General features: G+C 60.0%; 21 protein-coding genes. 9 read left to right on the top strand and 12 right to left on the bottom strand.

Annotated elements, in window-relative coordinates:
* The 4 genes from RYC18_RS01265 to RYC18_RS01250 all read right to left on the bottom strand — a co-directional run bounded on the left by RYC18_RS01265 (position 1) and on the right by RYC18_RS01250 (position 5561).
* Entirely contained in the window at positions 1 to 1440 is a 1440-nt protein-coding gene (locus RYC18_RS01265) for a cytochrome ubiquinol oxidase subunit I (protein ID WP_316882105.1), read from the bottom strand.
* A 406-nt stretch (positions 1441 to 1846) separates the two neighbouring features.
* Positions 1847 to 4048 (bottom strand): xanthine dehydrogenase family protein molybdopterin-binding subunit, encoded by a 2202-nt coding sequence (locus tag RYC18_RS01260; protein ID WP_316882103.1) that lies wholly within the window; start codon positions 4046 to 4048, stop codon positions 1847 to 1849.
* Positions 4045 to 5034 (bottom strand): FAD binding domain-containing protein, encoded by a 990-nt coding sequence (locus RYC18_RS01255; protein ID WP_005745358.1) that lies wholly within the window; start codon positions 5032 to 5034, stop codon positions 4045 to 4047. Before RYC18_RS01255 ends, RYC18_RS01260 begins: the two co-directional genes overlap by 4 nt.
* Positions 5031 to 5561 (bottom strand): (2Fe-2S)-binding protein, encoded by a 531-nt coding sequence (locus RYC18_RS01250; protein WP_002555244.1) that lies wholly within the window; start codon positions 5559 to 5561, stop codon positions 5031 to 5033. The genes RYC18_RS01255 and RYC18_RS01250 overlap by 4 nt, the downstream gene beginning before the upstream one ends.
* Before the next feature lie 264 nt (positions 5562 to 5825).
* Between RYC18_RS01250 and RYC18_RS01245 the strand changes: the two genes are divergently transcribed.
* From RYC18_RS01245 to RYC18_RS01225, 5 genes are all read left to right on the top strand, one after another.
* Positions 5826 to 7121, top strand: a complete 1296-nt coding sequence (locus RYC18_RS01245) for an NCS2 family permease (protein ID WP_004666255.1) — start codon at positions 5826 to 5828, stop codon at positions 7119 to 7121.
* Positions 7118 to 8203: a tRNA (uridine(54)-C5)-methyltransferase TrmA gene (gene trmA, locus RYC18_RS01240; protein ID WP_004666256.1), complete on the top strand. Its 1086-nt coding sequence runs from the start codon at positions 7118 to 7120 to the stop codon at positions 8201 to 8203. The genes RYC18_RS01245 and trmA overlap by 4 nt, the downstream gene beginning before the upstream one ends.
* 751 nt (positions 8204 to 8954) lie before the next feature.
* A complete protein-coding gene (locus RYC18_RS01235) occupies positions 8955 to 10238 on the top strand; it encodes an MFS transporter (protein ID WP_005780805.1) in 1284 nt (427 codons plus the stop codon).
* A 136-nt stretch (positions 10239 to 10374) separates the two neighbouring features.
* Positions 10375 to 11262, top strand: a complete 888-nt coding sequence (locus tag RYC18_RS01230) for a neutral zinc metallopeptidase (protein WP_055007718.1) — start codon at positions 10375 to 10377, stop codon at positions 11260 to 11262.
* A gap of 4 nt (positions 11263 to 11266) precedes the next feature.
* Complete coding sequence (locus RYC18_RS01225; RefSeq protein WP_004655548.1) at positions 11267 to 12256, top strand: hypothetical protein; 990 nt, start codon at positions 11267 to 11269, stop codon at positions 12254 to 12256.
* A 240-nt stretch (positions 12257 to 12496) separates the two neighbouring features.
* On the opposite strand, the gene RYC18_RS01220 is transcribed toward RYC18_RS01225, so the two are convergent.
* From RYC18_RS01220 to RYC18_RS01210, 3 genes are all read right to left on the bottom strand, one after another.
* The gene (locus tag RYC18_RS01220; RefSeq protein WP_316882071.1) at positions 12497 to 13087 is read right to left on the bottom strand and encodes an HAD family hydrolase; all 591 of its coding nucleotides are present in this window, start codon (positions 13085 to 13087) and stop codon (positions 12497 to 12499) included.
* Positions 13084 to 13953 carry an acyl-CoA thioesterase II gene (gene tesB / locus RYC18_RS01215; RefSeq protein WP_316882070.1) on the bottom strand — a complete coding sequence of 290 codons (870 nt, stop codon included), beginning with the start codon at positions 13951 to 13953 and terminating at the stop codon, positions 13084 to 13086. Before tesB ends, RYC18_RS01220 begins: the two co-directional genes overlap by 4 nt.
* A 139-nt stretch (positions 13954 to 14092) precedes the next feature.
* Complete coding sequence (locus RYC18_RS01210; protein ID WP_316884135.1) at positions 14093 to 14662, bottom strand: GNAT family N-acetyltransferase; 570 nt, start codon at positions 14660 to 14662, stop codon at positions 14093 to 14095.
* Between the two features lie 120 nt (positions 14663 to 14782).
* Between RYC18_RS01210 and RYC18_RS01205 the strand changes: the two genes are divergently transcribed.
* Positions 14783 to 15700 carry a histone deacetylase gene (locus tag RYC18_RS01205; RefSeq protein WP_057404524.1) on the top strand — a complete coding sequence of 306 codons (918 nt, stop codon included), beginning with the start codon at positions 14783 to 14785 and terminating at the stop codon, positions 15698 to 15700.
* 106 nt (positions 15701 to 15806) lie between these two features.
* A complete protein-coding gene (locus tag RYC18_RS01200) occupies positions 15807 to 17045 on the top strand; it encodes a TIGR03862 family flavoprotein (RefSeq protein ID WP_316884133.1) in 1239 nt (412 codons plus the stop codon).
* A 222-nt stretch (positions 17046 to 17267) separates the two neighbouring features.
* Here RYC18_RS01200 and RYC18_RS01195 read toward each other — a convergent pair whose 3' ends face one another.
* Both RYC18_RS01195 and yedA read right to left on the bottom strand, forming a co-directional pair.
* Positions 17268 to 18596 (bottom strand): DEAD/DEAH box helicase, encoded by a 1329-nt coding sequence (locus RYC18_RS01195; RefSeq protein WP_010193188.1) that lies wholly within the window; start codon positions 18594 to 18596, stop codon positions 17268 to 17270.
* Between the two features lie 62 nt (positions 18597 to 18658).
* Complete coding sequence (yedA, locus tag RYC18_RS01190) at positions 18659 to 19573, bottom strand: drug/metabolite exporter YedA (protein ID WP_031596701.1); 915 nt, start codon at positions 19571 to 19573, stop codon at positions 18659 to 18661.
* Between the two features lie 167 nt (positions 19574 to 19740).
* Here yedA and RYC18_RS01185 point away from each other — a divergent pair, with 167 nt between their 5' ends.
* Complete coding sequence (locus tag RYC18_RS01185; protein WP_316882069.1) at positions 19741 to 20208, top strand: Lrp/AsnC family transcriptional regulator; 468 nt, start codon at positions 19741 to 19743, stop codon at positions 20206 to 20208.
* Positions 20209 to 20212: 4 nt separating this feature from the next.
* On the opposite strand, the gene RYC18_RS01180 is transcribed toward RYC18_RS01185, so the two are convergent.
* The 3 genes from RYC18_RS01180 to RYC18_RS01170 form a co-directional block, all read right to left on the bottom strand.
* A complete protein-coding gene (locus RYC18_RS01180; protein WP_005745439.1) occupies positions 20213 to 20824 on the bottom strand; it encodes a PolC-type DNA polymerase III in 612 nt (203 codons plus the stop codon).
* Between the two features lie 21 nt (positions 20825 to 20845).
* Positions 20846 to 21322 carry an NYN domain-containing protein gene (locus RYC18_RS01175; RefSeq protein WP_002555259.1) on the bottom strand — a complete coding sequence of 159 codons (477 nt, stop codon included), beginning with the start codon at positions 21320 to 21322 and terminating at the stop codon, positions 20846 to 20848.
* A gap of 270 nt (positions 21323 to 21592) precedes the next feature.
* A complete protein-coding gene (locus RYC18_RS01170) occupies positions 21593 to 22303 on the bottom strand; it encodes a DUF2076 domain-containing protein (protein ID WP_316882068.1) in 711 nt (236 codons plus the stop codon).
* Positions 22304 to 22500: 197 nt separating this feature from the next.
* Here RYC18_RS01170 and RYC18_RS01165 point away from each other — a divergent pair, with 197 nt between their 5' ends.
* Positions 22501 to 23163: a YciC family protein gene (locus RYC18_RS01165; RefSeq protein ID WP_005745437.1), complete on the top strand. Its 663-nt coding sequence runs from the start codon at positions 22501 to 22503 to the stop codon at positions 23161 to 23163.
* Position 23164 lies beyond the last annotated feature (1 nt).

Raw genomic sequence — 23164 nt, 5'->3', positions numbered from 1 at the left:
TTAAATCCCCTTGCCGAGACGGTCAGGATGGTCGCCATCTTCTTCGCCTTCAACAGCAGCGGAGAGCGGACGGGCCGGAGTGCGTTGTTGGCCGGGACCACCGTGAGGCACATGTTCGACATAGGCTTTTGGCCCCTTGCGAACCAGGCGCATCATGTAGCCAAGACCTGCACCGAACAGCACGAAATACACGACCACGAACAGCACCAGAGTGATGCTCATCTGCGCCACGCTGTGGCCGGACGATGCATCGGCGGTGCGCATCAGGCCATACACGACCCACGGCTGACGACCGATCTCGGTGGTAAACCAGCCGGCGAGAATCGCGATCAGGCCAGACGGACCCATCCACAGCGCCAGGTACAGGAACGGACGCGAGTTATACAGCGTGCCGCGCTTGCGCAGCCACAGGCTCCACAGGCCGGTGAAAATCATCAGCATGCCGAGGGCAACCATGACCCGGAACGACCAGAATACGATTGTCGAATTAGGGCGATCCTCAGGCTTGAACTCCTTGAGCGCCGGCACCTGCTTGTCGAGGCTGTGGGTCAGGATCAGGCTGCCCAGGTACGGAATTTCCACCGCGTACTTGGTACGCTCTTCCTTCATGTCGGGAATGCCGAACAGAATCAGCGGGGTCGGTTCGTCACCGACGTTTTCCCAATGGCCTTCAATGGCGGCGATCTTCGCCGGCTGATGCTTGAGCGTATTCAGACCGTGGAAGTCACCGACCACTGCCTGAATAGGCGCAACCAGCAGGGCCATCCACATGGCCATCGAAAGCATTTTTCGTACGGCGGGTGTGTCGCGACCGCGCAACAGGTGCCAGGCAGCCGACGAGCCGACGAAGAACGCAGTGGCCACGAATGCGGCAATCGCCATGTGCGTCAGGCGGTACGGGAACGAGGGGTTGAACACCACTGCGAACCAGTCGGTCGGAATGACACGGCCGTCGATGATCTCGAAACCTTGCGGCGTCTGCATCCAGCTGTTGGACGACAGAATCCAGAACGTGGAGATCAGCGTGCCAATGGCAACCATCACCGTGGAAAAGAAATGCAGCTTACGGCCGACACGGTTCCAGCCGAACAGCATGACGCCGAGGAAACCCGCTTCAAGGAAGAAGGCGGTCAGTACTTCGTAGGTCAGCAGCGGGCCGGTAACAGCACCTGCAAAATCGGAGAAGCGGCTCCAGTTGGTGCCGAATTGATAGGCCATGACCAGCCCAGAGACCACGCCCATGCCGAAGTTGACGGCAAAGATCTTCGACCAGAAGTGGTACAGGTCACGGTAGACGTTATCGCGGGTCTTCAGCCACAGACCTTCGAGCACAGCCAGGTAACTTGCCAGACCAATAGTGATGGCAGGAAACAGGATGTGAAACGAAATGGTGAATGCGAACTGAATTCGGGCGAGATCTATAGCCTCTAAACCGAACATAATATGTTCCTCTCTCAGATGAAACCTGCTGCTGGCTGTGAGCCAACAACGATTGCTCCCACGGTAATGAGTGCTTATGTTTCTTTATTCTGGCGTTTCCAATGGCGAAAACGCTGGCCGAAGCACTGATCACTGCCTGAACGCAATGATGCAGATCAATCGACCATGAAAGAGTAGTCCTGTTCAGCCGCTAAAGTCGTGTGGTCTATTGTCGCGTGGCGAGTTGTCTCACCGGTAGAGCACTTGCAGACGCCCACCGTTCCTCACGCCCTAGCGTGAGAATGCCGTTCGTGGCGCTCCGCGTCACACCTGCGCCGCACCACCTACGCAAGAGGACGCAGAGCGTCCAGAACCGCATGCCAACGCAGAGCGTTGGCAAGATAAGCAGTTGGATTTGCGCGCGCGATTACAACAGCTTGTCCAGCGTGATCGGAAACTCGCGGATCCGCTTGCCGGTGGCGTGGTAGATCGCGTTGGCAATCGCTGCCGGTACGCCCACGATGCCGATCTCGCCGACGCCTTTGGAACCCAGCGCGTTGACGATCTCGTCGTGTTCTTCGACAAACAGCACGTCAATATCGCCGATATCAGCATTAACCGGGATGTGGTACTCGGCCAGGCTGTGGTTCATCGGGCGGCCCAGAGTGTGATCAAGCATCGCCTCTTCCTGAAGCGCCATGCCCATGCCCCAGACAACACCACCCAGAATCTGGCTACGCGCCATCTTCGGGTTCACTACCCGGCCCGCTGCCACGGCACTGACCACGCGATTGACCTTGATCGTGCCCAGGTCCTCGTCGACCAGCACTTCGACGAATACCGCCGAGTGCGTTGCAGCCGCATAGGCTTCACGCTTCTTGTCCGGCTCGGCATCAACTTGCACTTCAATCGCACCACTGGCTTGAGAGGCAGCCAGCTCTGCCATCGACAGCGCCTGCTCGCCCACATACAGCTTGCCCGCTTCGAAACGCACCTCATCCGGCGTGGCAGATGCGAACTGCGGATGAAGCCCTTTGGCAACTTCCAGCACCTGACGCTGCAGGGCCTGACACGCCTGCTGCACCGCTGTACCCACTGAAGACACGGTAAACGAGCCGCCCTGCAAAGGCGCGGTCGGCAACGAAGAGTCACCCAGTAGAAAGGTGACATTCTCCACATCGATGCCCGAGGCTTCAGCAGCGATCTGCGTCATCACAGTGTACGTACCCGTACCGATGTCAGTCGTGGCACTGCTGACTACTAAACTGCCATCAGCCTCAAGACGCGCCTTGGCGCTGGCTTTCATCTGCATGGCTTCCCAGACACCGCCCGCCATGCCCCAGCCGACCAGTTGGCGACCTTGACGCATACTGCGCGGCTCGGGGTTGCGGCTGTCCCAACCAAAACGCTCGGCGCCCTGGCGATAGCACTCGCGCAGCTCTTTGCTGGAGTAAGGCTTGTCTTCGTTACCGTTGCGTTCGGCGTAATTGGTCAAGCGCAGGCGCACAGGGTCGATGGCCAGCGCACAGGCCAGCTCGTCCATGGCGCACTCCAGACCGATCATGCCCAATGCAGCACCCGGCGCACGCATATCCAACGGCGTGAACACGTCGAGCGGCACCAGTTTGTAGGTCAGTTGCACGTTATCGCAGTGATAGAGCATGCCGCTCCACTCGACAACATGCTCGCTGAAGTCCTCGAATCGCGAAGTCTGGCCGATGGCTTCATGCCCAATGGCCAGCAGACGACCGTTGGCAGCCGCCCCCAGACGCAAGCGCTGCACGGTGCGCGGGCGATAGCCGAAGGTGAACATCTGTTGTCGGGTCAGGGTCAGGCGCACCGAGCGCTTCAGATGCAACGCCGCCATCACCGCCAATGGCAGCTGATATTGCGGGCGCAGGCCTGAACCGAAGGCACCGCCGACGAAGGCTGCCAGCACGCGGATCTTGTCCTTTTCCAGACCGAAGACCTTATGCAGGTAGTCCTGACAGTTCTGCGTGCCCTGGGTCTTGTCGTGAATCTGCAGGCTGCCGTCAGCCTGGTACAGGACGGTGGAAGCATGCGGTTCCATCGGGTTGTGGTATTCGCTGGGCGTGCTGTAGGTCACATCAACGCTGAGCGCAGAACTGGCCAGCTCACCCTCGAAGTTGCCACGCGGCGGCGGCAGTTCGGCAGGCGCGTCATGGGCAGTGTCGAGCATGACCTGCAAATCGGTCTCGTGAGCCTGCTGTTCATATTCGATACGCACCAGCGAACCGGCGTGCCGTGCCAGCTCCAGCGTATCGGCAACGACCAGCGCAAGCGGCTGGCCGCTGTACATAACGTTGTCGTTGTAAAAAGGCCGAAACGGCGAACCGTCGGCCGAGTCAGCGTCTTCGTAGTTTTCGTCGTAGCTGGCCACTGAAGGACGATTGGTATGGTCGATGACGGCGACGACACCCGCGACTTTCAACGCCTCGCTGGTATCGATGCTGACGACGCGACCGTTGGCGATGGTGCTGGAGACCACGCTGGCATACAGCAGCCCTTCTTCAGGGTATTCACCGGCGTAGCGCGCGCCGCCTGTCACTTTCAGTCGGCCGTCGACGCGGTCTACCGGCTTGCCCATTGGCGAAAATGGCTGGTTCATTGGGCGCTCCCTCCTGTTGCGGCATCGCTCAAGGCGCGAATGATCGCGCGGCGGGCCAGCCTGACTTTAAAACCGTTGTGCTCCAGAGGCTTGGCATCTTCAAGCATGGCATCTGCCGCAGCGGCGAAGTGCTCGCGAGTGACCGGTTTACCGATCAACAATGCCTCGACCGCTTTGTCACGCCACGGCTTGTGCGCGACGCCACCCAGCGCCAGACGCACGTCGCGTACCACGTCACCGTCCAGATCGATGGCAGCAGCGACCGATATCAGGGCAAACGCATAGGATGCGCGATCACGAATCTTCAGATAAGCGTTGTGACTGGCAAAGCCCTGTGCAGGCAGCTCGACCGCGATGATCAACTCATCATCGGCCAATTGGTTGTCGCGTTGCGGCGCATCACCCGGCAGGCGGTGGAAATCCGCGAACTCGATGGTGCGGCGACCGGCACGCCCTTCGACATGCACCACAGCCTCCAGCGCAGCGAGGGCCACGCACATGTCGGATGGATGCGTGGCGACACATTCGTCACTGGCACCTAGGATTGCGTGAATACGGTTCAGACCTTCACGCGCCGGGCAGCCGCTACCCGGTTCACGCTTGTTGCACGGCACACCGGTGTCATAGAAGTAATAGCAACGGGTCCGTTGCAACAGGTTGCCGCCAGTGCTGGCCATATTGCGCAACTGTGGCGAGGCACCGGCCAGGACGGCTTTGCTCAGCAACGGGTACCGCGCCTCGATCAACGGGTGATACGCCAGGTCGGCATTACTCACCAGGGCGCCGATCATCAGTCCGCCAGAAGCCGTTTCGCTGACCTCCCTTAATGGCAGGCCGGTGATATCGATCAAGTGTTCAGGCGTTGCGACGTTTTCTTTCATCAGATCGAGCAGGTTGGTGCCGCCAGCAATGAAACGCGTGGCAGGCCCGCTCAGGTTGACCGCTGCGCTGATGTCGGTCGGCTTGCTGTAGGTAAACGGATTCATGCGTTCACCTCCGGCTTCGGCGCTGCATTGTGAAACTGTGGCAAGGCCTCTTCGACCGCCGCAAGAATATTGCTGTACGCACCGCAGCGGCACAGGTTACCGCTCATCAGTTCCTGGATCTCGGCACGCGTGCTGGCGCGCCCCTCGTTGGCCAGCCCGACAGCCGAGCATATCTGCCCGGGCGTGCAGTAGCCGCACTGAAACGCATCGTTCTTGATGAACGCCTGCTGCATTGGATGCAACTGATCGCCGTCGGCAAGACCTTCAATGGTGGTCAGTTCGGCGCCGTCGCACATGATCGCCAACGTCAGGCAGGCATTGATGCGCGTACCGTCACGCAGTACGGTACATGCACCACACTGGCCGTGGTCGCAGCCTTTCTTGGTGCCGACCAGATCAAGCTGATCACGCAGCAGGTCCAGCAGGGTGGTCCAGGGCAGCACGTCCAGCTGGCGCTGCTGCCCGTTCAGGGTAAGAGAAATCGCGTGGGTCGCGAAATCCTTCGGGTTCGGGGTCGTTGCACTCATGGAAACCTCACGGTAGGCGTTCGCTTAGCGCATTTTTATGCGTCTTAAGGGGTGGGACTTCGTGAGGTTTGCAACGTTCAGGCTTTCTTGATGAGCGCACTTGTCATCGAAAGGCCCTTATCCACAGGCAGCCATCCTGACCCGCTGCTGGTATGATGCGCGGCTTTTTCCGACCCGCAGAAATCAAACGGGCTGCCTCGCAGTCTGTGCTTTGCTGTTGGAGTCGATCATTCACGACGCGCGCCGCGTCACGGAGAGCCAGACATGCTGGAAAGGCTGTTTCAACTCAAGGCACACAACACCAACGTGAGGACCGAGATTCTCGCGGGCGTCACGACTTTCCTGGCGATGGCCTACATCCTGTTCGTCAACCCGAGCATCCTCGGCGAAACCGGCATGGACAAGGGCGCGGTATTCGTCGCCACCTGCCTGGCAGCCGCCATCGGCTCGACGGTGATGGGGCTGATCGCCAACTACCCGATCGCCCTCGCACCGGGCATGGGCCTGAACGCCTTCTTTACCTACACCGTGGTCCTGCACATGGGTCACAGCTGGCAGGTCGCGCTGGGTGCAGTGTTCATCTCGGCGGTGATGTTCTTCATTCTGTCGATCTTTCGCATCCGTGAATGGATCATCAACAGCATCCCTCTGCCCCTGCGTTCGGCCATTGCCGCTGGTATCGGCCTGTTTCTGGCACTGATCGCCCTGCATAACGCCGGAATCGTGGTCAGCAACCCGGCCACCATCATCGGCATGGGCGACCTCAAGCAGCCTGCTCCGGTGCTGGCTACCCTGGGCTTCTTTCTGATCGTGGCGCTGGACCACCTCAAAGTGCGCGGCGCGGTGCTGATCGGCATCCTCGCGGTCACCCTGGTGTCCATCGTGCTGGGCTTCACGCCGTTTGGCGGTGTGGTGTCGATGCCGCCTTCGCTGGCACCGACCTTCATGCAGCTGGACATCATGGGCGCGCTGGACGTTGGTCTGGTGAGCATCATCTTCGCCTTCCTGTTCGTCGATATCTTCGATAACTCCGGCACCCTGATCGGCGTGGCCAAACGCGCCGGGCTGATGGGCAAGGACGGGCACATGCCGAAAATGGGCCGTGCGCTGATCGCCGACAGTACTGCCGCGATGGCCGGTTCCCTGCTGGGCACCTCGACCACCACCAGCTACATCGAGTCGGCTGCGGGCGTCAGCGCGGGTGGCCGCACCGGTCTTACCGCCGTAGTGGTCGCCGTGCTGTTCCTGCTGGCGCTGTTCTTCGCCCCGCTGGCCGGCAGCGTGCCCGCCTTTGCCACCGCGCCGGCGCTGCTGTTCGTCGCCGTGCTGATGGCGTCCGGCATGGCTGAAATCGACTGGGACGACATAACCGTCGCAGCGCCGGTGGTGATTACCGCTCTGGCGATGCCGTTCACCTACTCCATTGCCAACGGCATCGCCTTTGGTTTCATTTCCTGGACAGCGATCAAGCTGTTGTCGGGACGCTGGCGCGAGCTGAATTCCGCGCTGGTGATCCTGTCGATCCTGTTCGTGATCAAGCTGGGCTGGTTCAACGCATGAGTGTTCCTTTCGACCCTGCGAGCTACGACCGTCAGCTCGAAGAAAAAACCGTTCGCCTGCGCGAGTTGCTCGCGCCGTTCGATGCACCTGAGCCGCAGGTGTTTGATTCACCGCGCGAGCACTATCGGCTGCGCGCCGAATTTCGCCTGTGGCGCGAAGACCAAAAGCGTTATTACGCGATGTTCGCGCCGGGCGACAACAGGACACCGATCCTGCTGGAAGGCCTGCCGATCGCCAGCGAGCGCATCAACGCGCTGATGCCGGTGCTGCGCGAGCGCTGGGAAGCCAGCCCGACGTTGAATCACAAGCTGTTTCAGGTGGACTTCCTGACCACGCTGGCGGGTGATGCGATGATCACCATGTGCTATCACCGCCCGCTGGACGCTGAATGGCAAGCCGCTGCCGAGCAATTGGCGGCTGAGCTGAACGTGAGCCTGATCGGTCGTTCCAAGGGCCAGAAGCTGATCATCGGCCAGGATTACGTGACCGAGAAGCTCGACGTGGCTGGCCGCACCTTCAGCTACCGCCAACCGGAAGGCGCGTTCACCCAGCCCAACGGCACGGTGAACGGCAAAATGCTCAACTGGGCGTTTGATGCGCTGGGCGAGCGGCAGGACGATCTGCTGGAGTTGTACTGCGGCAATGGCAACTTCACCCTGCCGCTGGCCACCCGCGTGCGCAAGGTGCTGGCGACCGAAATCAGCAAGACCTCGGTCAACGCGGCGCTGAGCAACCTGGATGACAACGGCGTGGACAACGTCACGCTGGTGCGTTTGTCGGCTGAAGAGCTGACCGAAGCACTGAACGAGGTTCGCCCGTTCCGCCGTCTGCACGGTGTGGACCTGAAGAGCTACGACTTCGGCAGCGTCTTCGTCGACCCGCCACGCGCCGGCATGGACCCGGACACCTGCGAACTGACCCGGCGCTTCGAGCGCATTTTGTACATCTCCTGCAACCCGGAAACCCTGGCCGCCAACATCGCCCAGTTGCACGACACCCACCGGGTCGAGCGCTGCGCCCTGTTCGACCAGTTTCCGTACACCCACCACATGGAATCGGGCGTGCTGCTGGTTCGCCGTTGAGGCATATCACTATCGTGCGGCGCTCTGCGTCGCATGCCTTTCTGGACGCTCCGCGTCCTATCCTGAACAGGCGGCGCGGCGTAGATCTGTGACGCAGAGCGTCACCCACGGCATTCCCACGCTGGAGCGTGAGGAACGATAATCTCGACTATCGTGCGGCGCTCTGCGTCGCATGCCGTTCCGGACGCTCCGCGTCCTATCCTGAACAGGCGGCGCGGCGTAGATCTGTGACGCAGAGCGTCACCCACGGCATTCCCACGCTGGAGCGTGAGGAACGATAATCTCGACTATCGTGCGGCGCTCTGCGTCGCATGCCGTTCCGGACGCTCCGCGTCCTATCCTGAACAGGCGGCGCGGCGTAGATCTGTGACGCAGAGCGTCACCCAAGGCATTCCCACGCTGGAACGTGAGGAACGATTATCTCGACTATCGTGCGGCGCTCTGCGTCGCATGCCTTTCTGGACGCTCCGCGTCCTATCCTGAACAGGCGGCGCGGCGTAGATCTGTGACGCAGAGCGTCACCCACGGCATTCCCACGCTGGAGCGTGAGGAACGATAATCTCGACTATCGTGCGGCGCTCTGCGTCGCATGCCGTTCCGGACGCTCCGCGTCCTATCCTGTACATGCGGCGCGGAGCAGATTCTTTCATACCCGTCACGGCGAAACTGTCAGAATATTTATTAGCTTCCTATCGATACGCTAAGGTATAAACCGAAAACGTGAATTAGCCGCTTCGATGGGATCCCTTTCTTGAGCTCTGAGTCTTCCGCCTCTCCTGCCCCGGTCAAGTTGTCCAGCCAGCCCGGTTTCGTCAGTTTTATCCTCTCGCGCCTGATGGCAGTGTTTGCCATGCAGATTCAGGCAGTGGTGGTCGCCTGGCAGGTCTATGACATGACCCGCGAGCCAATGGCACTGGCGTATGTCGGCCTTGCTCAGTTTATTCCCATGTTGCTGCTGTTGATGCCTGCCGGGGACCTGATCGACCGCTACAACCGCAAGGTCATCCTGATGATCAGTTGGGGCGTGCAGGCGTTCTGCGGCACCATTCTGTTTGTGTTTTCGGCCCTCAAACTGCAAGACCTGCGGCTGATCTACGGCGCGCTGATGCTCTACGGCTGCGCCCGCGCCTTCACCGGCCCGGCCCTGCAAAGCCTGCTGCCACAGATTGTCCCGCGTGACCAACTGCCTTCGGCCATTGCCACCAACAGTGTGATCATGCGCTGTTCGACCGTTGGCGGCCCGCTGATCGGCGGCTATCTGTATTGGCTGGGCGGCGCAGAACTGACGTATTCAGTCTGCGTGGCAGCATTCATAGCTGGCATCCTGTTTCTGGCCCCTGTAGCGACGCCCTTTGCCGGCAAGCCAGTGGAACTTGGCTCCAGCGCCTGGGGCCGGTTCACCGCGGGCATTGCCTTCATCCGCTCGCGACCGATCATCCTCGGCACCATTTCGCTGGACCTGTTCGCCGTGCTGCTCGGCGGCGTGGTGGCGCTGCTGCCGATTTACGCCCATGAAGTGCTGCATCTGGGCCCCCAAGGGCTGGGCATGCTGCGTGCGTCGATGAGCCTGGGCGAGCTGGGCGTCGGTATTTACCTGAGCATGCGCCCGCTGCAGCGCAACGTCGGCATGACCATGTTTATTGCCGTCGGCCTGTTCGGCGTAGCGAATCTGGTGTTCGCACTGTCGACACTGTTCTGGCTTTCGTGCCTGGCTCTGCTGGTCGCGGGCGCGGCGGACATGGTCAGCGTGTTCATTCGCTCGGCGCTGGTGCAGTTTTCGACGCCGGACAACATGCGCGGCCGGGTCAATGCCGTGAATATGCTGTTTATCGGCTCATCCAACGAGCTGGGCGAATTTCGCGCAGGCACCAGCGCCTCGCTGGTCGGCGCGATACCTGCGGCAATCATGGGCGGCGTCTGCACACTGGGCGTGGTCGGCGCGTGGATGACGGGCTTCAAATCGCTGCGGCAGGTCGACCGTTTTGCCGATGCGTCGCCACCTGAAGTGTTGCAGGCGCAGCCCGTGAAAAGCTAGACACGGACTTCCCGAACCAATCGGCTCTCTCGCACCTCTATACCCTCGCATCCTGCACACGCTGGCCGGACCGCCAGACTGGCGCAGACCTGTATCAGCAGCGACACTCATTGCACGAAAAGAAGAGGGATCCGACATGCTCTGGAAAAAAGGCCGACGTAGCGACAACGTAGTCGATGCGCGTGATGGCGGCAGCAGTGGCGGCGGCGGCATGCGCATCGGTGGCAAGGGGCTGGGCCTGGGCGGCATTGTGATCATCGTTGCCATCGGCCTGCTGACCGGTCAGGACCCGATGCAGATTCTCGGGCAACTGACCGGGCAAGGCACCGAGCAAAGCGCTCCACCCAGCGCGCAAACGCGTCAGGCGCCACCGGCCAACGACCAGCAAGCCGAATTCGTGCGCAGCATCCTCGGCGATACCGAAGACACCTGGCGTGCTGTGTTTGCTCAGAACGGTCGCGAGTACAAGGACCCGACGCTGGTGCTGTTCAGCGGCCAGGTCAACTCGGCTTGCGGTCGCGCCACCTCGGCGACCGGCCCGTTCTACTGCCCGGCTGACCAGCAGGTCTATCTGGACATGGACTTCTTCCGCGAAATGGCCCAACGCTTTTCCGCCGCTGGAGACTTCGCCCAGGCTTACGTGATTGCCCACGAAATCGGGCACCATGTGCAGACCCTGCTGGGCATTTCTGCCAAGGTCGACAAGGCTCGTCAGGCCGGGCAAAAAATGGAAGGTGCCAACGGTTTACTGGTCCGCCAGGAGCTTCAGGCGGACTGCTTTGCAGGTGTTTGGGCGTACAACGCACAAAATCGTTTGAACTGGCTTGAGCCGGGTGATATTGAAGAGGCATTGAATGCGGCCAACGCTATCGGCGATGATCGCTTGCAACAGCAAAGCAGTGGTCGAGTCGCTCCGGACTCCTTTACTCATGGGACGTCTGCCCAGCGTGTACGCTGGTTCAAGGCAGGCTTTGCCCAAGGCCAAATCAATCAATGCGATACATTCGCCGCCAAGAGTCTCTGAACACATGATTAAACCGCTTCTGGTCCTGTTGTTGAGCACTGCCTTCGCGAGCCTCGGGGCGCATGCCGAGGATCAAGCGGTTACGTCTATCAGTCCGGATCGCCTGGCCATCAATGGTGCAGAGGCGACACTGGGGCTTAGCCAGGAATGGGTACACCCCAAGCCGAAGATCGAGCGCGCGGTGATCGTGCTGCACGGCCGCCTGCGCAATGCGCAAACCTACCTGCGCAGCATCGAACGTGCCGCCAATCAATCCAAAGAGCGCAGCAAGACCTTGCTGATCGCCCCGCAATTTCTGGATGAGAAGGACATTGTCGCGCATCACCTGCCGGAGTCGATTCTGCGCTGGCGCCAGAACAGCTGGATGGAAGGCGCAACCGCCACCAATCCCAAGCCCGTCAGTTCGTTTCTGGTCCTGGACCATATCCTCAAGCGTCTGAGCGACAGCAAGCTGTTCCCGAATCTCAAAGAAGTGGTTATTGCCGGGCATTCCGGTGGTGCCCAGGTGGTGCAGCGCTACGCGATGATCGGCGGCAAGGAAGATGCGCTGCTGCAGCGGGAAGGCGTGAAGCTGCGTTATGTGATTGCCAACCCGTCGTCCTATGCCTATTTCGACGCAGAGCGGCCTGAACCGGTAACGGCGCAGAGCTGCCCTGATTTCGACGAGTGGAAATACGGTCTGAACAAGATGCCGTTCTATTCGGGAAAGGAAAAGCCGGCTGACATCGAGAAGAATTACGTGAAGCGCGACATCACTTACCTGATGGGCGAGCTGGACACCGATCGCAATCACCCTGCTCTGGACAAGACCTGCGCGGCCGAAGCACAAGGCGCATATCGCCTGATTCGTGGCCAGAACTACTTCAACTACCTCAAGAAGCGCCACCCTGAAGGGCTGAACCAGCGCCTGGTAATCGTGCCGAAAGTCGGCCACAACGGCGACGGGATATTCACCTCACCTGAGGGTCAGGCGGTGTTGTTCAAGCCGTTTTGAGTGATAGGGATATAACTATCGTCCCCACGCTCCGCGTTCAGCGCCACATACAAGTCCGCTTTTGATTCTGGCCGGAGGCCGTGGGAGCGAACTTGTTCGCGAAAGGGTCAACATAATCGTCGAAAATGCATCGACTGAAATACCGTCTTCGCGAGCAATGCGGATCGCCGCCCCGGTCGCTCCCACAAACACTTGTGGATAACGGTGAGCGCTCCGCATTGGCACGGTAGGCAGCTCAGATCACCTCAGCATCCCGCGCAGCACTGTGCAATTCTCCGCATGCCAGTCAGTCAGCTCCGGCCAGGGGTTGTCTTTCAGATTGACCAGAACAGTCTTGGCACCCGCCGCACGGCCGCAGTTCAGGTCATGCATATAGTCGCCGATCATGACCATCTTCTCCGGCTCGACACTCCAGCGAGCGGCCAGCTTCAGCAAACCCGCCGGATCCGGCTTGGGGGTCGCTTCGTCTCGGCCCAGTACATCCTCGACAGCAAAGCAGTCAGCGAGGCCGATGGCTTTCAAGGTGATGTACGCGAGCTCTTGAGCGTTGCGGGTCAGTATTCCCAACCGATAGCCGCGCGCCGACAACTCACGAACCAGCTCGACCGCGCCCTCGGCAGGCTGCGAAGCCAGCGCCAAATCGCGCTCGTGCTCAAGCAGCCAGGCGTGTTTGGCCGCCGATTCCTCAGCGGGCAACGCGGCAAGATGACCCAGAATGTCGTCGTCCTGAGGGATGCCCAGTTCACGCTTGATTGCCGGAAAGTCGTGGACCGGGATGGTCAGGGTGCCATCCATGTCAAACACCCAGTGCTGTATGCCGTCGAGTGTCATGTCCAATCCTTGCGATGGCGGATCAGCCCTTCCTGGCTGACCGATGCAACCAGTTGCCCGGCGCGGTTGAAGATACTGCCGCGTGAGAAACCGCGGGAGTTGCCTGCCCAGGGACTGTCCATTGCATAGAGCAGCCAGTCATCGGTGCGCAGGTCATTGTGGAACCACAGCGAGTGATCGAGGCTGGCGACCTGCATATCGCGCTGCCAGACCGTCTTGCCATGCGGCCGTAACGAAGTGGTCAGCAGGTTGAAGTCGGAGGCATAAGCCAGCATGTAACGATGCAGCGCCTGTACGTCCGACAGGCTGCCATCGGCGCGAAACCACACGTACTTCACCGGCTCGCCTGGCTTGGGATCGTACGGGTCTTCGGATGTCACCGGGCGGAACTGAATCGGTTTGGGACGCAGAAACTTGTCGTGCATCGCTTCGGGAGTCAGGTGTGCTCGGCCCGTCAGCAGCTCTAGCTCGGACGGCAGGTTTTCCGGACCGACAATCTGCGGCATCGACGCCTGGTGCTCAAAGCCCTCTTCGTCGTACTGAAAAGAGGCGCTGCACGTGAAAATCGGCTTGCCCTTCTGAATGGCGGTTACGCGACGCGTGCTGAAACTGCCGCCGTCACGCACGCGGTCCACTTGGTAGACCACCGGCAGGCCTGCGTCGCCAGGGCGCAGGAAATAGCCGTGCAGCGAGTGAACGTGGCGGTCCTCTTCGACGGTCTGACTGGCGGCAGACAACGACTGCCCCAGCACCTGGCCGCCAAACAGCTGGCGAAAACCCAGGTCCTGACTGCGGCCGCGAAAAAGATTTTCTTCAATGGCTTCCAGCGTCAGCAACTCAACCAGATCATCCAGCACTTGGCTCATTCCCACTCCTCTTGCACATCGACTCTGCACTTGTACGGCAACGGCAGTCGCTGCATTTTCCGACAGACCTCTGGCCCATCCCACTGGAATGGAATGATACAGATTTAAGATGATTGGCTTAATTCAATCTACACCCTGATCAAGGCTTCAGCGTCTTGCGCCACTGCTCATGGCTGATCCGGTACAACACGTGCGGCTTGAGCGGGTGGCCGTCAGGCAAATTGGGATGATCGAAGTTGCCGGACTCATCCTGCTGCATACCAATTGCCTGCATCACCTTTTGCGACGGCTGATTATTGGCCGCGGTAAACGACACGATCTCCTTTAACTTCAGGCGCTCGAAACCACAGCCCAGCGCGGTCCATGCCGCCTCGCTGGCAAAACCCAGACCCCAGTGGTCGTAAGCCAGCCGCCAGCCGATTTCCACCGCCGGCGTAAAAGGTGCCTTGAAACCTACGACATGCAGGCCGGTAAAACCGATGAATTCGCCGGTATCCTTGCGCTCCAGCGCCCAAAACCCGAAGCCCAGTTCGGCAAAATGGCCACGTAACCGTCCGATCATGGCAGCGCTTTCAAGACGGCTCAGGGGTTCGGGGAAATAACGCATGACGCGGCAGTCCGCGCACATCTCGGCGAATGCTGGCAAGTCATCGTCGCGCCACTGCCGCATCAGCAGCCGGGCGCTGTCTAGCTTGAGTATCGGTTCCATCGATTCCCCCGTGTAACGAGACATGAGTGGGCGTCAGTGTAGTTATCCACTACGCCAGACAACTGGGCGTGCGCACGCTTTGCTGGCACTATCGGGCTTCGACCTGTCAACGGACGCAAAATGTCCCTACCGCTTATCTACCATGAAGACTACAGCCCGGACTTCCCGGCGGATCACCGCTTCCCGATGGACAAGTTCCGTCTGTTACGTGACTACCTGGTCGACAGCGGCCTGACCAGTGACGTTCAATTAATGCGTCCTGAGTTATGCCCGGCGGACATTCTGGCGCTGGCTCATGACCCGTCCTACATCAGCCGCTACCTTAATGGCGACCTGTCCCGTGAAGACCAGCGGCGTCTGGGCCTGCCCTGGAGCGAGGCGCTGGCACGTCGCACGGTTCGTGCCGTGGGTGGTTCGTTACTGACTGCCGAGCAGGCCTTGAAGCACGGTATGGCTTGCCACTTGGCGGGCGGGACACACCATGCGCACTATGATTACCCGGCCGGTTTCTGCATTTTCAACGACCTGGCAGTGATCAGTCAGTACCTGTTGCAAAGCGGCCGCGTGGACAAGGTGCTGATCTTCGACTGCGATGTGCATCAAGGCGACGGTACCGCACGTATTCTGGCCGATATCGAAGACGCCATTACCGTCTCGCTGCACTGCGAAAAGAATTTCCCGGCACGCAAGGCGCAGAGCGACTGGGATATCCCGCTGCCGATGGGGATGGGCGACGCCGATTACCTCAACGTGGTCGACGATCTGCTCAACTACCTGTTGCCGTTCTACAAGCCGGATCTTGTGCTGTATGACGCAGGAGTGGACGTTCACAAGGATGATGCGCTGGGCTATCTGCAACTGACCGATCAGGGCGTGGCCAATCGCGACGAAGCCGTGTTGCGTCATTGCCTGAGCCGCGACATTCCGGTCATGGGCGTGATCGGCGGCGGCTACAGCAAGGACCGTCAGGCGCTGGCAAGACGCCACGGGATCCTGCATCACAGTGCGCAACGGGTCTGGGACGACATGGGCTTATGACAGCGCGTTGCGCCTCATCGCAATTGCAGCCAATGAGTTGCACCACATCTGAAAACAACGCTCGGGTAGAATGCCTGCCTCTTCTGCTATCGATACTTCACTGACCATGACCGACCTCGCCTCTCCTGCTTCCCGAACCGTCGCCATCATCGGAGGCGGCCCTGCGGGGTTGATGGCAGCAGAGGTGTTGAGCCAGGCAGGGCTGAACGTCGATCTGTATGACGCAATGCCTTCAGTAGGGCGCAAGTTTCTGCTGGCCGGGGTTGGCGGCATGAACATAACGCACTCTGAGTCCTACCCGGCTTTTTTGTCACGCCACGCTGAACGTTCGCCGATGATCGCGCCGCTATTGCGTAGTTTTAGTGCCGATCAGCTGTGCCAGTGGATTCATGCGCTGGGTATCGAGACGTTTGTCGGCAGCTCGGGCCGTGTTTTTCCCACTGACATGAAAGCCGCACCGCTACTACGCGCCTGGCTCAAGCGGCTGCGTGATGCGGGCGTCACGATCCATACTCGTCACCGCTGGCTGGGATGGAATCCCGATGGCAGCCTGCGCATTGCCTGCTCTGATGGAGAAAAGGCGCTCAACCCTGCGGCCACGTTGTTGGCACTGGGCGGTGCCAGTTGGGCCCGGCTGGGGTCTGACGGGGCCTGGCTGCCATGGCTGCAGGCAAGGCATGTCGAGGTTGCACCTCTGCAGGCCGCCAACTGTGGTTTCGAAGTGAGCGCCTGGAGCGACCTGCTGCGCGACAAGTTTGCCGGTGCGCCATTGAAAAATATCGCCATGGGCCTGCATGACCATGCCCTGCGCCTTGGCGAATGCGTGCTGACAGGGACGGGCGTGGAAGGCAGTCTGGTGTATGCACTGTCGGCGCAAATTCGTGAACAGATCAACCTTCGCGGCTCGGCGACAGTGGACATTGACCTGCTGCCCGGCAAAACGCTGACAGACATTCAAAAAGCTCTGAGCAAACCACGTGGCTCGCGTTCGATGTCCAAGCACCTGCACAGCCAATTGGGCCTGGACGGCGCAAAGGCAGCGCTTTTACGCGAGCTTGCGCCTCGTGAAGCGTTTGCCGATCCGCTGTTGTTGAGTGAAGCCATCAAGGCGTTGCCACTGCCCCTGATCAAACCACGCCCCATCGATGAGGCCATCAGCACCGCAGGTGGCGTGACCTTCGAAGCCATGGACGAGCGTCTGATGCTCAGCCAATTGCCCGGCGTGTTCTGCGCAGGCGAAATGCTCGACTGGGAAGCCCCTACAGGCGGCTACCTGCTGACCGCCTGCTTCGCCAGCGGCCGCGCTGCGGGGCTGGGGATGGTGGAGTGGCTGAACTCACAGTGATTCCTGTGCGTATGCTCTGCACTCAGCGTTATACATAAACCCTTCTGTGGGAATTTGTTCGCGAAGGCTATATTCCAAACGCAGCAAATTCGTCGACTGCGCTGTCCTCTTCGCGAACAAGTTCGCTCCCACAAAGCCCACGGATAACCTGTGGGAGCTTGCTCACGTTATACATAAATCCTTCTGTGGGAGCGTCGCCCGGCTTGCGCCCACATGCGTATATCAAGGCTTCTTCTTGCGCGGGCCGGTGTTGAAGACCGGCACTTTACGTACGGGTTTGACCGCTGGCGCAGGCTCTGATTCGCCGCTGTCGACCCATTTGCCCAGGTTACGTTTGCTGCCCGAGACCTTGGGCTTTTTCGGTTTCTTGGGTTTTTTCAGGATCTGGCCGCTGGCATCTGTAGTCGGCACCCGGTGCTCAGGCTCAAAGTCCTGTTCTTCCTTGCGCTCAAGCGTCTGGCGGGTCAGCACTTCGATGGCCGACAGCAGTTCGACTTCATCGGCACACACCAGTGAGATCGCCTCGCCCGTCAGGCCCGCCCGGCCGGTGCGGCCAATACGGTGGATGTAATCCTCGGCCACAATCGGCAGGTCCAGATTGACGACCGTCGGCAGATCATCGATATCCAGACCACGAGCCGCCACGTCGGTGGCAACCAGAATCTTCACTTCATTGCTCTTGAACCGATCCAGCGCACGCTGGCGAGTGGCCTGCGGCTTGTCGCCGTGAATGCCATCAGCGTTCAGACCCAGCCCCTGCAAACGGTCCACCAGTTGATCAACGCCAACCCGGGTCTTGGCGAACACCAGCACCTGGCCCCAGCGATGCTTTTTCATCAGGTGGATGAACAGATCAGCCTTGCGCTTCTTGTCCACGGTCACAACCCATTGCTTGACCGATGACGCCGCCACGTTGCGCGGGCTGACCTCGATGGTCAGCGGGTCATTCAGCATCTGCGCGGCCAGCAGACGAATTTCGTCGGAAAAGGTCGCGGAGAACAGCAAGGTCTGGCGCTGCTTGGGCAATACAGCGTAGATGCCACGCAATTCCTCGGCGAAGCCCAGATCAAGCATGCGGTCGGCTTCATCAAGGATAAGAGTCTGCAACTGCGAGAACTTGACTGCATTCTGGCGATGCAGGTCGAGCAGACGTCCCGGTGTCGCAACCAGCACGTCCACGCCCTTGCGCAGCTTCATCATTTGCGGGTTGATGCTCACGCCACCGTAGGCTGCGTAAGTGCTCAACGGCAGGTGCTCGGCATACTGACGAATGCTTTCGTGAACCTGATCGGCCAGTTCGCGGGTCGGGGCCAATACCAGCGCGCGAACGCAATTAGGCGCGACTTTCGGCCCTTCCATGGTCAGGCGCTGCAACAGCGGCAAGGCAAAACCTGCGGTCTTGCCGGTACCGGTCTGGGCAGCTGCCATCAGATCGCGGCCCGCCAGTACCGGAGGAATTGCCTGGGTCTGTACAGGCGTCGGAGTCTGGTAACCGAGCGCTTCAAGAGCGCGCAGCAAGGGTTCGATCAGGCCGAGAGAGGCGAATGTCATGGAAATACCGTAGGAAAAATTCAACGCAAGGCGCGCAGTTTAACCTGTCCGGCCCGCCTCGGTTAGCTTGTGCGTGTCGATCCGACCTTTCGTACCGCCGACCTGCGCCATTGCGGCAGGCCAATCAGCACGACAGCGCTGATAATCACCACCATGGCCAGGCACTCTTCAATACCGATAGTCTCTCCCGCAAACACCACGCCAAGCATCACCGCCACTGCCGGGTTGACGTAGGCATAGCTGGTTGCGGCTGCCGGGCGTACGTTCTTGAGCAGGTACATATACGCGCTGAACGCGACGATAGAGCCAAACACCACCAGATACAGCAGCGCGCCCCAGCCCGCCGCAGTCGGCATATGCGCAAGACGCTCGCCGCTCAAAGCGCTGCCGATCAGCAGCGTCGCTCCGGCAGTGATCATTTCCGCCGCACTGGCCATCGGTCCTTTGGGCAACGGCATATGCTTGCTTAATACAGAGCCGAACGCCCACGACGCAGCGGCAAAGAGCACCAGCGCAGCGCCATAAGGGCTGGCTTGCAGATTGGAACCGAGATTCAGCAGGCCGATACCGATCAGGCCCAGCACGATGCCCGCCCACTCCAGATTAGTCGTGCGATTGCCCCAGAACAGGCCGAACAGCAAGGTAAACAGCGGCATGGTCGCCACCGCCAGCGCCGCGACGCCTGATGCAACGCCTGCGTGCTCGGCCAGCGTCACACCGCCGTTACCGCATGCCAATAGCAGGAAGCCAATCACAAACGCCGCCTTCCACTCGCGCCAGGTCGGTGCTGGCACGCCGCGATAACGCAGGAAGCCGTACATCAGGCACCCGGCAATCAGAAAACGCACGCCAGCCATCATCAGCGGCGGCCATGACTCCACGCCAATACGGATGACCAGATAGGTAGAGCCCCAGATCAGGTACAAGGCCAGAAAGGCACCAATGAGCAACGGCGAAACACGAACGGACTGAGGCATGGCAAGGCCCTGGGATCATTGTTATGGTTGACCTATTGTATGAAGGCCAGAGGCGAATATTAAGCAGACAAACCTGTTTAAACCGCACTGAAACTTACGATTCAATGCTTGTAAGGTCTGCTTTCCTTTTATTTTAAAATTACCCATCGCACAGCACGAGGCACGTCATGACGCTGGATAAATACGATCGGATTCTGCTCGATGAGCTGCTGAAAAATGGCCGGGCGTCTTTTGCGCAGCTGGCGAAACTGGTCAACCTGTCCGCGCCCGCCGTGGCCGAGCGGGTCGCCAAGCTTGAGGCCGGCGGCGTGATCACTGGTTATGAGGCGAAGGTCGATCTGTCAAAGGTCGGTTTGCCGATTCAATGCCTGATCGAGTTGCGCATGGGCAGTCACGGCAATCAACAGGCGTACAAGGAGCTGTGGCAGGTCCCTGAACTGATCCAGTGTTACCGGGTGACGGGCGACCCGTGCGTGATCATGAGAGCTGCGGTCGATTCGATGCCGCACCTGGAGGATCTGATCAATCGGATCGCCAGGTTTGGCTTCAGCAAAACGTCAATCGTGCTGTCGACAGCGGTGGAACGCAGCCTGCCGGCCGATTATCTGACCAGCAACGGCAAGCAGGAATACTAGAAGATCAGAAGCCGCGCTGACGCTTGAGTGTTTCGCCGATCTTGGCGGCGGGAACTTTCTGCAGCGAGCAGAGCATCTGGTGGGAGATTGCGGCGATACCGTGGGTGTTGCGCAGTTCGTTGGTCAGATACGCGGTGAGGTTAGCGGCCATTTCCGCATCCGCCATCGCCCGGTGAGCCTTGCCGGTATTGGGCAGGCGCGCGTAGCTGGTCAGCGTGCCAAGCTTGTGATTCGGTGCGCCAGGCATCAGGCGTCGGGCCAGCAGCATCGAACAGGCAAAGCTCTGTTCGCGCTTGCGCTGGATGCGCGACAGTTCGTAGTCCCAGAACTTCTGGTCGAACGAGGCGTTGTGCGCGACCAGCGGCGTGGCGCCGACGAAATCTGCCACATCGCCCATCACCCGCTCGGCGCTGGGGGCGGTACGAATCATGTTGTTGCTGATACCCGTCAACCCTTCGATAAATGCAGGAATACGCACCCCGGCATTCATCAGGCTCTGAAAGCGCTCGACGATACGCCCCTGCTCCATGATCACCACGGCAATCTCGGTTGCCCGGCAGCTATGGCCGGGGGAGATGCCGGTGGTTTCAAAGTCGATGACTGCAATACGTTCCAACACTGGCCTGACCCTGTAAATTCATTTCAGCAACAACGCGCCTTCGATAGGCACATAACGACTGGCTGCGCGGATCAACGAGTTCGCGGTCAGCCCCGGCACGCCATAGGCCACCGCCTCAACACCATGTTTGCTGATCACACGTTCGAGCAACATGTCGAAATCGCCATCACCCGACGCCAGCACGACTTCGTCGACTTGCGGTGCGAAATCCATGATATCGATGGTGATGCCGACATCCCAGTCCCCTTTCGCCGAACCGTCGCTGCGCTGGATGTACGGCTTGAGCCTGACGGTAAACCCCAGATTGCGCAGGATCTGCTGGAACTGCTGTTGTTTGCTGTCGCCACGATCGATGGCGTAGGCAAACGCGTGAACAATCTCGCCGCGCTTGCTGATATCCGCCCACAAGGCGGCGTAATTGAAATGACAGCCATGCGCCTGGCGCACGGTGTAATACAGGTTCTGCACGTCGGCGAACACCGCGATCTTCTTCACCGCAATTCCTCATGGCGGGCAACACGCCCACTGGTTACAGCGATCCGGAATGTGAATCGGTGCCCAGTATGCCAGCTTGGGAACGGAATTGAGCTTCAACTATCGTGCGACGCTCCGCGTCGCACGCATTTCTGGATGCTCCACGCCCGATCTTGAATGGGCGGCGCGGCGCAGACCTGTGACGCGGAGCGTCACCCAGGGCATTCCCTCACAGGAGCGTGCGGAACGATAATTGTCTGTTCTGGAGCGCGAGAGGCGCTCACTGCGTCCTCAAACAAACGAATCATCATCAGAAAACATGTCGCCGCCATCGTCAAAGTTGTCATCGGCGGTGTACTGCTGATCCGGCTGCCCCCAACCGCCCTGATCATTGAACGAGCCGGTGTCCTGAGCCTGTGGCGCGTCGTGAATGACCTCGACGATCTCCTGCGGCTGGCTGTGGTGGCTGAACATGCTGCTGATGCCTTCTGCCAACAGCACGCCGCCCGCCACACCGGCCGCGGTCTTCAACGCACCGCCGAGAAAGCCACTGCCCGCAGCCGGGGCAGGCGCGGCGTAACCACCCTGCGGCGCTGCAGGTGCAGGTGCAGGGGCAGGATTGAAACCGGCACCGTCGCGCCAGCCACCACCGGAAGCTTGGGCCGGCTGAGCCTGAGGCGCTCGCGAGGCGCTGCTGCCGAAAATACTCGACAGAAACCCACCGCTGGCCGGTGCTGACGAAGATTGCCCCCTGGCCTGCTGCAGCTCGGCCTGCAACTGCTGAATCTGATCGTCGCGTTGTTTCACCTGCTGATTGAGCTGATTGACCGCAGCTTCCTGCACCAGAATCGCCTGCGTCATGTAATACGGCGAAGCGGGCTGGCGAGTCAGATGCTCCTTGATGCGCGCCTCGGCCGCAGCATCTCGCGGAGCGGATGCCGTCTCGGCATCTTTCAGTTTCGAGAAAAGACCATCAATCAGGGTTTGCTCTTCGCTGTTCATGACCACCTCACTGAGTTGCCACTGGAATTCTTTCCTGCCGCACCGGCAGGACCATGCTCAGAAAATGGGGCCTCATCCACCCGCTTCAATGACATGAAGAAAAAGATAAGAAGCGCTGAGCCCATCACCACTGCGCTTGGTTCGGCAAGGGCCATGGGCTAAAGTGTGCGCCTGCTTTTAGTCTGCGATCTATTTACATGAACCCGTTGACCGTCATCCAGGATTCGCTTTATTTCTTTCGGCGTAATCTGGGCAGCATCGCGCTGCTGTGCCTGCCTGTCGTGATACTCGAGGTGCTGGCCAAACAAGCGCTGGGCAGCGCCATGTCCGCCGACACTTCGCCTGCCTATGCATTGGTGATCGGGCTGTTCTTCTACCCTGTTTATACAGCCGCGCTGATCCTGTTTCTCGACGCACGCAGCCGTGGCGAGGACGTACACACCCGCGATGTACTGGCCATGGCGGTGCGCTTGTGGCCGACCTTCGCCGTGCTGTCGGCCATGAGCACCCTGCTGATCATGTTCGGCCTCTCACTGTTTGTGGTACCCGGCATCTGGGTGATGATCAAACTGGCGTTCAGCGAATACCTGCTGGTTCTGCGCAAACTCACGCCGTTCATGGCCATGCGCGAAAGCATGCAGATGACCACCGGGCACTTCACCCGCATTCTGGTATGCGTACTGAGCGTCTACATTCCGCTGTGGCTGCTTGAGGGCGCCAGCCTGTACCTGTTTCCAGAACCGCAAAGCGCAGCGGTTTCCGTGATCACCGACAGCATCGGCAGCTTCCTGCAACTGTTCACCACCATTGTGACCTTCCGCCTGTTCATGCTGATCAGCGAGCCCGCGCACAGGGCCTGAA

The sequence above is a fragment of the Pseudomonas syringae group sp. 247E2 genome, assembly GCF_032587795.1.
GTDB lineage: Bacteria > Pseudomonadota > Gammaproteobacteria > Pseudomonadales > Pseudomonadaceae > Aquipseudomonas > Aquipseudomonas amygdali.
This window is presented reverse-complemented; position numbering and strand designations above follow the sequence as displayed.